10 protein-coding genes and 1 pseudogene are annotated in these 10,438 nt (G+C 38.2%); 9 read left to right on the top strand and 2 right to left on the bottom strand.

Features of this window, described 5'->3' with window-relative positions; genetic code table 11:
- Positions 1-322 precede the first annotated feature (322 nt).
- Positions 323-1,615, top strand: a complete 1,293-nt coding sequence (gene purD / locus ED312_RS15000; RefSeq protein ID WP_123216837.1) for a phosphoribosylamine--glycine ligase — start codon at positions 323-325, stop codon at positions 1,613-1,615.
- A gap of 116 nt (positions 1,616-1,731) precedes the next feature.
- Here purD and ED312_RS14995 read toward each other — a convergent pair whose 3' ends face one another.
- Positions 1,732-1,962, bottom strand: a complete 231-nt coding sequence (locus ED312_RS14995) for a DUF6341 family protein (protein WP_123216836.1) — start codon at positions 1,960-1,962, stop codon at positions 1,732-1,734.
- 171 nt (positions 1,963-2,133) lie between these two features.
- Here ED312_RS14995 and ED312_RS14990 point away from each other — a divergent pair, with 171 nt between their 5' ends.
- Together ED312_RS14990 and ED312_RS14985 are read left to right on the top strand one after the other, a co-directional pair.
- Positions 2,134-3,057 carry a DUF6427 family protein gene (locus ED312_RS14990; RefSeq protein ID WP_123216835.1) on the top strand — a complete coding sequence of 308 codons (924 nt, stop codon included), beginning with the start codon at positions 2,134-2,136 and terminating at the stop codon, positions 3,055-3,057.
- Positions 3,058-3,096: 39 nt separating this feature from the next.
- Positions 3,097-3,447 (top strand): hypothetical protein, encoded by a 351-nt coding sequence (locus ED312_RS14985; protein WP_148044310.1) that lies wholly within the window; start codon positions 3,097-3,099, stop codon positions 3,445-3,447.
- Here the strand turns inward: ED312_RS14985 and upp are convergent.
- On the bottom strand, positions 3,436-4,095 hold the full coding sequence (gene upp, locus ED312_RS14980; RefSeq protein WP_123216833.1) for a uracil phosphoribosyltransferase: 660 nt from the start codon (positions 4,093-4,095) through the stop codon (positions 3,436-3,438). The two genes, ED312_RS14985 and upp, sit on opposite strands and share 12 nt — an antisense overlap.
- Before the next feature lie 233 nt (positions 4,096-4,328).
- On the opposite strand from upp, the gene gmd reads away from it, so the two are divergent.
- The 6 genes and pseudogenes from gmd to ED312_RS14950 form a co-directional block, all read left to right on the top strand.
- Positions 4,329-5,447 carry a GDP-mannose 4,6-dehydratase gene (gmd, locus tag ED312_RS14975; RefSeq protein ID WP_123216832.1) on the top strand — a complete coding sequence of 373 codons (1,119 nt, stop codon included), beginning with the start codon at positions 4,329-4,331 and terminating at the stop codon, positions 5,445-5,447.
- A 48-nt stretch (positions 5,448-5,495) separates the two neighbouring features.
- Positions 5,496-6,465 (top strand): annotated as a pseudogene (locus tag ED312_RS14970) (GDP-L-fucose synthase family protein).
- A 6-nt stretch (positions 6,466-6,471) separates the two neighbouring features.
- Positions 6,472-7,764: an oligosaccharide flippase family protein gene (locus ED312_RS14965; RefSeq protein WP_123216830.1), complete on the top strand. Its 1,293-nt coding sequence runs from the start codon at positions 6,472-6,474 to the stop codon at positions 7,762-7,764.
- Positions 7,721-8,791 carry a glycosyltransferase family 4 protein gene (locus tag ED312_RS14960; RefSeq protein WP_123216829.1) on the top strand — a complete coding sequence of 357 codons (1,071 nt, stop codon included), beginning with the start codon at positions 7,721-7,723 and terminating at the stop codon, positions 8,789-8,791. Before ED312_RS14965 ends, ED312_RS14960 begins: the two co-directional genes overlap by 44 nt.
- A gap of 8 nt (positions 8,792-8,799) precedes the next feature.
- Positions 8,800-10,092 (top strand): hypothetical protein, encoded by a 1,293-nt coding sequence (locus ED312_RS14955; RefSeq protein WP_123216828.1) that lies wholly within the window; start codon positions 8,800-8,802, stop codon positions 10,090-10,092.
- Positions 10,093-10,110: 18 nt separating this feature from the next.
- Positions 10,111-10,438, top strand: a 328-nt coding sequence (locus tag ED312_RS14950) for a hypothetical protein (protein WP_148044309.1), incomplete at its 3' end; no start/stop codon positions are given.

The raw sequence follows: 10,438 nt of genomic DNA, 5'->3' as shown, positions 1-10,438 counted from the left end.
GGCTGGTCAAAACTCCCCGTCCCGCAAAGCGGTCCACCCCTCTTCATCTGAAGAGGGGAGCTTTAAAAAGGCCAAAAAACGAACAAATTGGCTTAACTAAATGACATTGCCCTAAAGGGTGAATCGAGGAAAATCGGATTCCCTTTAATCCCGATAAATATCGGGATCGGCCAAACTGATTTACCGATAAATCTGCATAAAACAGGTTTTGTCATGTACAAAATAGATTACTATAAAATTAAAAAGGAAATGTTCTCCCTTGGGGAGATGCGGAAGGCAGAGGAGGATTTCTCCTGACTATAGACTATAAAATAACAAACAGATGAACATATTAATACTGGGAAGCGGCGGTAGAGAGCATACATTTGCCTGGAAAATTGCACAAAGCGATAAGGTAAAGCGGTTATTTGTCGCCCCCGGCAATGCCGGTACGGCCAAGACAAAGCTGGCTTCCGGGAGTACGGTGACCAATGTGGATATAGCTGCTACCGATTTCGGGGCGGTAAAAGAACTGGTGCTCCGGGAAAATATCGAAATGGTCGTTGTAGGGCCCGAAGACCCTTTGGTAAAGGGGATTCACGATTATTTCCTGGATGATGCCCAACTGAACAAAGTGGCTGTGATAGGTCCGCAAAAAAAGGCGGCTTTGCTCGAAGGAAGTAAAGAATTTGCCAAACAGTTCATGGCCATGCACGATATTCCCACTGCGGCATACCAGAGTTTTACCAAAGACCAGCTGGAGGCGGGCTATGGTTTCCTGGAAACGCTGAATGCCCCCTATGTCCTCAAAGCGGATGGACTGGCAGCCGGAAAAGGAGTACTGATACTGGATGACCTGGAAGAGGCAAAGACAGAACTTAAAAACATGCTGGTCGAAGCAAAATTCGGAGATGCCAGTGCCAAGGTCGTCATTGAAGAGTTCCTGAGCGGCATTGAATTGAGCTGTTTTGTGGTAACCGACGGAAAAAACTACCTCACCCTTCCTATGGCAAAAGATTATAAGCGGATAGGAGAAGGGGATACCGGGCTGAATACCGGGGGAATGGGAGCGGTGTCGCCGGTACCTTTTGCGGATGACGCTTTCGTAAAAAAGATAGATGAACGCATCATAAAACCGACGATCGCCGGATTGCAGGAAGATAATCTCCCTTACAAAGGCTTTGTATTCATAGGGTTGATAAAAGTAGGAGACAATCCGTATGTTATAGAGTATAATGTGCGTATGGGAGACCCGGAAACAGAAGTGGTGCTTCCCAGGGTGAAAACAGATCTGGTGGAGATCTTTGAAGCGGTAAGCGCAGGTACTTTGAATGAGGTGGACCTCGAAGTGGATGAACGGGCGGCTACGACCGTAATGGCAGTTTCCGGGGGCTATCCGGAAGCATACCGGAAAGGAAAGGAGATTACCGGGGAGGATGCTATCGGGGAATCCCTGGTTTTTCACGCCGGGACCGTCCTGAAAGATGGTAAGACCGTGACCAGCGGAGGGCGTGTCATAGCCGTTACTTCTTACGGAAAGGATTTTAAGGAAGCTTTACAAAAGTCCTATCGGAATATGGAAAAACTGGACTTTGACGGAATGTACTACCGGAAAGATATAGGTTTTGACCTGTAAAGACAAATAACGGCATCCGAAACGAATACCTTTTGATATAAACGGAAATATTCCGGTTAAGAGATATTCGCTTCGGATGCCGTTCCTGTTGTAAAAAATATTGTTTAAACAAGCTCTTATTTAAGGAATGAATGCGCGGTGATCTCATTAGATTCCTCTCCCGCATCATTGTATTTTTTCAGTTGCATGATCCAGTATAGCAGGGCGGCCATACAGATGATAATAAATATCCAGTTTAATGTATTTGCTGCCCACCAATTTTCAAGTTCTAATTCACGTAGCCAGTGCAGGGGTAAAAAGAGAACGTTTTCGAATAAGTACTGAATGCCTTCAAAAAAGTCTTTCATCGGTTTATTTTTATTGTTTTTTTAATGGTCATCCCGATAACTATCGGGATCGGGAGAAATGCCGGTAATATTATGGTTGCTCACAGGCATTTCATCACCAGAAGGTAAAAGTTATACTATATTTACGCAGCAAATTTACGTTTTTTACGTTGTAAAATATAAAAACACGAAATGATTTCCAGTTTTTTTAACCGGGCAAAACCCATAAATCTTTTATTAATCGCACTTTATGTGGGTTTTTTCTACTGGATGACACAATTTTATCTTTACGATACCCAATGGACGGTACCGGCTTTTTTTGCCCGGTTTACGGGATTCGTGGTTCTCGTGTTCAGTATTTTTCTCACTAATTTTATTATCCGTAAAAATGCGCTTTGCGAAGGTAATTCATATGCTCCGCTGTTATTTGTAGCATTCCTGTCCCTGTTTCCGCAGATATTCCGTAGTGGCGAAATCATCATGGCCAATCTTTTTGTGTTGCTGGCATTGCGGAGGATGATAAGTATCCGGTCGCTGATACAAATAAAACAGAAGATATTTGACGCCGCCCTGTGGATCTGCGTGGCCGCCCTGTTTTACGAATGGGCCCTGCTGTTTCTTCTGGTAGTATTTGCATCTATCCTGGTTTATCGCCTGGGGGATTACAGGAATTGGCTGGTGCCTTTTGTTTCTGCTTTTGTAGTGGCATTATTGCTGTTTACGTATGTGATCTGGTTTGCCGATCTGGAATGGGTAAAGGAGGTTTTCCCGTTTTCGGTGAATTTTTACAGTATCAAAACCAAAACAGTCGGCTTTATATTGCCGGTAGCGCTGATCATATTTTTCAGCCTGTTGGCCCTGGCGGCTTTTATAGCTAACTACAAGGCGAAACCCTCTGCCATACAGTCTTCTTTGCTACTGATTATCATAACATTGCTGGCCGCTGCCGGGGTAGCAGCAGTTTCGAATAACAGGGAGAGCGATGAAGTGGTTTTTGCCTTTTTCCCCGCTTCGGTATTAATCACCAATTACCTGCAACTGATCTCCAGGAAGTGGTGGAAAGAATTTATTCTTTGGTTGTTCGTGATTTTACCGGTAGTGTTGCTGTTTATCTGATGTAAGTTCAGTGTGTTTTGGTTTTGTGACCGGGAATTAATGGGTGACAAAAATGATTTCAACCCTGTTTCCCGGAAAATCGGTTTTATCCCAGCTATTTCGAGCCATAAAAACGGTGGCTTCGATACACCAGCCTGCGGCTGGCACTCAGCCACCTTCATCCGGGCGATGGTTGCTGAATCGGGGGGAGTATCTGAAATCCCCAGCCATGGGGATAGTCTGGAACATAAAAGCAAATACGCCAACGTTCGGGCTGGTCAAAACTTCCCGTCCCGCAAAGCGGTCCGCCCCTCTTCTCCCCATAGACATCGGGATTATCGGGAGAGGAAAACCATTAAACAATTTTTCAGACCTTATATAGTTAGTAAAACGGGCTTTTCAGTGCTGTAATTTACTGCCGTAGGCAAGGTCGCCGGCATCACCCAGGCCGGGAATAATATATCCTTTATCGTTCAGCTTATCGTCTATCGCCGCAATCCAGAGGTGGGTGTCGGAAGGGAAATGTTTTTCCACCAGTTCAATGCCAGGCCTAGCGCCTATAACGGCAAGAAGGTGTATTTCCGCCGGGGTGCCCAGTTTTTTCAGGCTCTCATATACCGAAATAAACGATTGCCCGGTAGCCAGCATCGGATCGGCCAGGAGCAACGTTTTGCCGTCCAGGGAAGGGGAGGACAGGTATTCCACCCGGATCTCAAAATCATCCCCTTGCCCGGTGTGATGCCGGTAAGCGGAGATAAATGCATTTTCAGCATGGTCGAAATAATTGAGCAGTCCGTTGTGAAAAGGTAACCCGGCTCTTAGAATAGAACATATGACCATCTCGTTCTCCACCAGCGGCACTTCCTTTTCGCCCAAAGGTGTGGTCACGGATTTCGGAGCATAGGAAAGGGTTTTACTGAGTTCATAACCCAAAACCTCCCCGATGCGTTCCAGGTTTCTCCGAAACCTCATACGGTCGGTTTGCACAGCACGGTCGCGTACTTGTGCGATAAAGTGATTCAGTACAGAATTCCGGTTTTCGATATGATGAATATGCATTTGGCGACTTTTGTTTATTCAAATGTACGCAAAATGAGGATAAAGAATGTGTTTGGAATAAGGTACGGGTTTCCGCTTTGAACTTTAAAGGATTATCGTACTTTTGCGCGGAGGAGAAGGTGAAATAAAGATGTTTTTATGAAATTAGACCGGGTTTTTAAGCAACGGTTTGGGAAGGGAGACGTCTTATCAATGATTTCCTTTTTTATAGCTTAACAAGTTAATATCATAGTATGAATAATAAAGTTGCATTAATCACTGGAGTGACAGGACAGGACGGAGCCTATCTTAGCGAGTTTTTACTAAAAAAAGGCTATCAGGTACATGGAATTAAGAGAAGGTCTTCTTTGTTTAATACAGACAGGATTGATCATTTGTACCAGGACCCGCACGTAAATAACCGGAATTATTTTCTACATTACGGAGATATGACGGATAGTACCAACCTTATTAGGTTGATCCAGGAGATACAGCCGGATGAGATTTATAATTTGGCAGCGATGAGCCATGTTCATGTTTCTTTCGAAACTCCGGAATACACTGCAAATGCAGATGGAATCGGAACACTTCGTATACTTGATGCGGTGCGTTTACTGGGATTGGAGAAGAAAACCAGAATATACCAGGCTTCAACTTCCGAATTATACGGAAAAGTCCAGGAAATACCACAAACAGAGAAAACTCCTTTTTATCCGCGATCTCCATATGCCGTGGCTAAAATATATGCATACTGGATAACTGTAAACTATCGCGAAGCTTATGGAATGTTTGCTTGTAACGGTATTTTGTTTAACCATGAATCTCCTATAAGAGGAGAAACTTTTGTGACTCGTAAAATTACCAGGGCTGCAGCAAGGATTGCGTTAGGACTACAAGATAAGTTCTACCTTGGAAATTTGGATGCGAAACGGGATTGGGGACATGCCAAAGACTATGTCCGTATGATGTGGATGATACTTCAGGCAGATGAGCCGGAAGATTGGGTGATAGCTACGGGAAAAACAACAACAGTTAGAGATTTTGTAAGAATGAGTTTTGCGGAGGTTGGGATAGAATTAGACTTTCAAGGAGAAGGAGTAGAAGAAAAAGCTTTTGTTAAGAGATGTAATAACCCGGATTATCAATTACCCCAAGGGAAGGAGATTCTTAATGTTGATCCTAAGTATTTTCGTCCAACAGAAGTGGATTTACTTGTAGGAGATGCATCCAAAGCAAAGAAAAAATTAGGATGGGTGCCTGAGTATGATTTACCGGCGTTGGTTTCGGATATGATGAAAAGTGATGTGAAACTTATGAAAAAAGATCAGTTTCTACGAAACGGTGGATATAAGATTATGAATTATTACGAATAGTGAGTAAGAAGAGAAAAGTATGTAGATGTTTTGAGAATTTTATAGTTTATGATAGAAAAAGACAGTAAAATATATATAGCCGGTCACAGAGGGATGGTAGGTTCAGCTATATGGAGAGCTTTGGAGAAAAAGGGTTACGGAAACTTAATAGGCAAAACCAGTGGAGAATTGGATTTAAGGAATCAGAATGCGGTTTCTGAATTCTTTTCTAAAGAGACCCCTGAAATAGTGATTGATGCAGCAGCGAGGGTGGGAGGAATTTTAGCGAACAATACATACCCATACCCGTTTTTGATGGAGAATCTTCAAATACAAAATAACCTTATTGATGCGGCACATAAATACGAAGCGGAAAAGTTTATTTTTTTAGGAAGTTCCTGCATATACCCAAAACTTTCTCCTCAACCAATTAAAGAAGATTACCTTTTAACCTCCTCTTTGGAACCTACTAACGAATGGTATGCTATTGCTAAAATTGCTGGGGTTAAAGCTTGTGAAGCCATAAGGAAGCAATATGATAAAGATTTTGTTAGCTTAATGCCGACCAACTTATATGGTCCTTATGATAATTTTGACTTAAAAACATCACATGTATTACCTGCGATGCTTCGAAAATTTCACGAGGCCAAAGAGAATGAGCATGCAGATGTGGTGTTGTGGGGAAGTGGAACACCCTTACGGGAGTTTCTTCATGTAGATGATATGGCGGATGCAGTTGCTTTTACGTTGGAGGAAAAGCTGCCAGGGCATTTGTATAATGTAGGAACAGGATCGGATCTTTCCATAAAAGACTTGGCAGAGTTAATTCAGAAAATAGTAGGTCATAAAGGAAAAATTGTATGGGATAGTTCTAAACCCGATGGAACCCCGAGAAAGTTAATGGATGTGAGTAAAATGGAAAGCTTGGGATGGAAGGCAGGAATTGGGTTGGAAGAAGGGATTAGAGATACTTATCGGTGGTTTGTAAATAATTAAGAATTTAAAAGAAATAAAATATAGTAGTATTCAAAAAAAATAATTCTGGATGATAAGTGAAATACTCCGTAGATATAGGAGTAATAAGCAAGTAGTAGTCAACTATTTTTCATTACTAATTCTCCAAGGAGCAAACTATTTATTGCCCCTTATAGTTTTGCCATATTTAGTATATGTTCTGGGGACAGAGCGATATGGATTAATTGCTTTTGCACAGTCTTTGATGACCTTCCTAATTGTTTTTGTGGATTTTGGATTTAATCTGAGTGGAACAAGGGAAATTTCTTTGACCAAAAATGATAAATCAAAACAGGCAGAAGTTTTTACCGCCATAATGATTATTAAAGGAGTACTGGTTTTATTTAGTCTCTTATTTCTTTCAATTATTGTTTATGCTTTTGAAAGGTTTAGGCAAGATGCAGGAATTTATTTTTTAAGCTTTGGAATGGTTCTAGGACAGGCGTTATTTCCTGTTTGGTTTTTTCAAGGTATTGAAAAAATGAAATTCGTTACTTTTATTAATATTTTGGCTAAATTGATTTTTACTTTTCTGGTTTTTTTTCTGATAAAGGAAGAAGTAGATTATAGATATGTCCCCTTATATAATTCTTTAGGGTTTATTTTATCCGGAGCTCTCGGATTTAGTTTAGCTCTGCGGATGGTTAGATTGAAAAAGGTATCTAAAGTATTGGTGCGTAGTCTTTTTATTGACAGTTTTAGTTTGTTTGTCTCTAATTTTGCAACAAGCCTATATACTACGAGTAATGTTTTTTTGTTAGGAATTTTTTGCGGAAATAATATTGCAGGGATATATGCAAGTATGGAAAAATTGCTTTTGGCGGTAAAAAATATTTACGCCCCGTTTTATCAAGCTATATATCCTTGGCTTGTTGGGCAAAATAATGAGAAAAAAATCAAATTTGTTAAGCAGTTAATTCCTTTCCTTTTATTGGTAGGAGGACTGGTGGTGATAGTTGTTTTAAGTTTTGGGGGTAAACTGCTTTTTTGGATTTTTAACGATCTGCATATAGTTCGTTATGCATTGATTTTTAAAATATTGAGTTTGGTTGCTATTTTGTCTGGGTTGAATATGCTGTTTAATACATTGTTTTTTCCTACGATAAAGGCATATAAAATTAGAATGAAGATTTTAATTGTTGGAGGGATATGGCATTTATGCTGTAGTTTGATTTTGGTTAACCTATTTGGGATATATGGTACTTCATTTTCTGTTGTACTTACGGAATTTGTTCTATTGATTTTTGGGTGGTTCTATTTTAATCGATTTGTAAAAGATAATGAGAAAATTAATAGTTATTCAGACAGTAGTACCGGATTATAGGAAGAAGTTTTTTTCATATTTAAAAGAGCGGAGTGGGCCTAATTTCAGTCTTTATGGAGGAAATAATTATTTTGAAAGGTCTGTTGTTAGTGACCAAACTATTGAATTTTATAATCATGTAAATAATTTTTTTCTGTTCAAAAGAAAAATGTTGTTTCAATTAGGGGGGTTTTGGAAAGAAATTTTGAAGCACAATATTATGGTTTTGGAAATGAATCCCAGAATACTTTCTAATTGGATTATTTTACTACTTAGAAAAACATTTGGTCGAAAAACGGTTTTGTGGGGTCATGCGTGGCCAAGAGATGGTAATAAAAGCAAAAGAGATTTATTAAGACATATTTTAAGAAGTTTAGGAGATGAAATTATAGTTTATACGCAAGCACAAAAGAAGGAGTTAGAATTAAAAATGCCTGAAAAAACAATTAGTTGTGCTCCCAATTCTGTGTGTTTTTCGTCCGAAATGCAAGCTTTTCAAGCAGAAATGCAGCACAATAATATTATTTATGTTGGTAGATTAACCAAAGGGAAAAAGGTGTTTCTGTTGATTCGGGCTTTTTATGAAATTATGGAGCGTTTACCACGAGAGACGAGTTTACTAATAGTAGGAGAGGGAGAAGAAAGAGAGGTTATAGAGAAGTTTATCGATTCTCATGGACTTGGCAATAGAGTTAAGATGTTTGGTCATGTGGGGGATTATAATGCTTTAAAAAAATTATATGATTCGTCATTAATAAGTGTTTCTCCGGGATATATAGGACTTTCGGTTACTCAAAGTTTTGGATTTGGAGTACCTATGGTAGTCTCCGATGATGAACCACATTCGCCGGAAATAGAGTGCGTGGTGGAAGGAGAAAACTCCATGTATTTTCGATCAGATGATATCAATGATTTAGCAGAAAAATTAACTTTGTTTTTTGAGAATAGGCCCTATTGGGTTGGTAAGAGAAACAAAATAAAGAATTTTTGTGCAGAAAGGTATTCCATAGAGAAGATGGCAAAGCCCTTTTTATCATTAATTAATTAGTAAGTGATATGGCTTTAATAGTCTCTTTTATATTTCTTGTAGAGTGTTTTTTGATCGCTTTTTTCTTGTTTGATAACTTATGGAATAAAGGAATCACATTTAAAGGAGGAATATCTTTTGGGGTTTTGTACTTTGTTTTTATTCCTGTTTTAGTCTTAATATCTACTGGAAGTATACCTGTTTCTCAAATAGATTTTAGTCAAACTCATTTATCGGATGTTAGTCTGACCAAAGATATTAAAGCATCTTTTATTTTAATTGCCTATTTGTTTTCTATTGTACTTTATTTGTATTCAGATTATATAATTCCACGAAAAAAGGTGGAAATAAAGGAGTATAATCCCAGGTTAAAAATTTTCTTTACGATTTATTTAGCAACCTTATTGGTGATTTTTTTTGGGTCAGGATTATTACAGGGAGGAAATTGGTATTATAATAGACATCAGTTTTTTGAGAAATCCGGGTCTTTTGCTGTTTTTATAGCATTTATATTGAACGCATCAAAAATATTGATAATAGGGGCTTTAATTCATTCATGGATAATAGATAAGATGCCATTTAATAGATTTTTATTTGGATTGATGGTTTTCACTATTTTTGACATGGTAATAAGCGGAAATAGAATCTATTTATTTATCACTCTTGTGATAGTAAGTCTTTTGCTTTTAAAGAAATATCCTGTTAAGGTTCTCAAAGTAACTCCGGTTTTGGCACCTTTTATCTTTCTTTTGGGATATTTAGCTTCGGTATTCAGGCATGCTAGGGGCGAAATTTTCATACATGGCTTACCTACACCACAATTTATTTATATAAACCTGCTTAATGCAATAAATATAGAACCACTCAATTTCACTAAGTTTTTTCTGGATATCTCAGAATCAGTTAATGTCAATGTCATTTATGATATATTTAATAGGTATGATAATATTTTATATGGTAAGACTTATTTAAAAACTTTTTTCTTTTACGTACCTCGTTCTATTTGGCCGAGTAAACCTGAAAGTATTACGATTATGGCAGCTGATGCTTTTGGTTCGACTTCATTGGTAACAACAATGATAGGGGAAATGCATATGAATTTTTCCTACCTTGGAATACTCTTTATCCTTCTTCTTTTATATATAACTGAATACTTAACCCAAAAGCTGATAAAACCTTCTTTTTTTTCTTCGGTAATTGCTTTTTTCATTGGAGTATTAATTTTTAGGATGCCCTATTCCGATGAATTGATAGTGTTTTTTATTGTAACAGGGATAATATATTTATCTTCTCAGAGAGTAAAAATAGTTTGCAAGAGATGAAACAAAAAACATGTTTTTATGAACAGTAAAAAAAAAGAGAGATTTTTGAAATGGGGGCTATTGCTGTTGGCTTTTTTTCCATTGATACCTAATAAGTTTAAAGGTTTACCTATAATTTTATTATTTGGTATAGCGTGTATTAATTTTAAATTGGAGAAGCGAAGTATAAAAGGATTTTTTATAAATTCATCCCCGTACTGGCTGTATTTAACTTCTTTACTTTATACTTCAAATTATCATGATGGTTTAAAAAAGTTGGAAACCGGCTTATCTCTTGTTATTGTTCCGGTTATAATATTTTTGTTAATACCTTCAAATACAATTACGGATAAGCTTCAAGAGAGAT

It is taken from the genome of Sinomicrobium pectinilyticum (assembly GCF_003725735.1).
GTDB classification, from domain to species: Bacteria; Bacteroidota; Bacteroidia; order Flavobacteriales; family Flavobacteriaceae; genus Sinomicrobium; species Sinomicrobium pectinilyticum.
The sequence above is the reverse complement of the archived record's forward strand: the minus strand, read 5'-3'. Positions and strand labels throughout refer to the sequence as shown.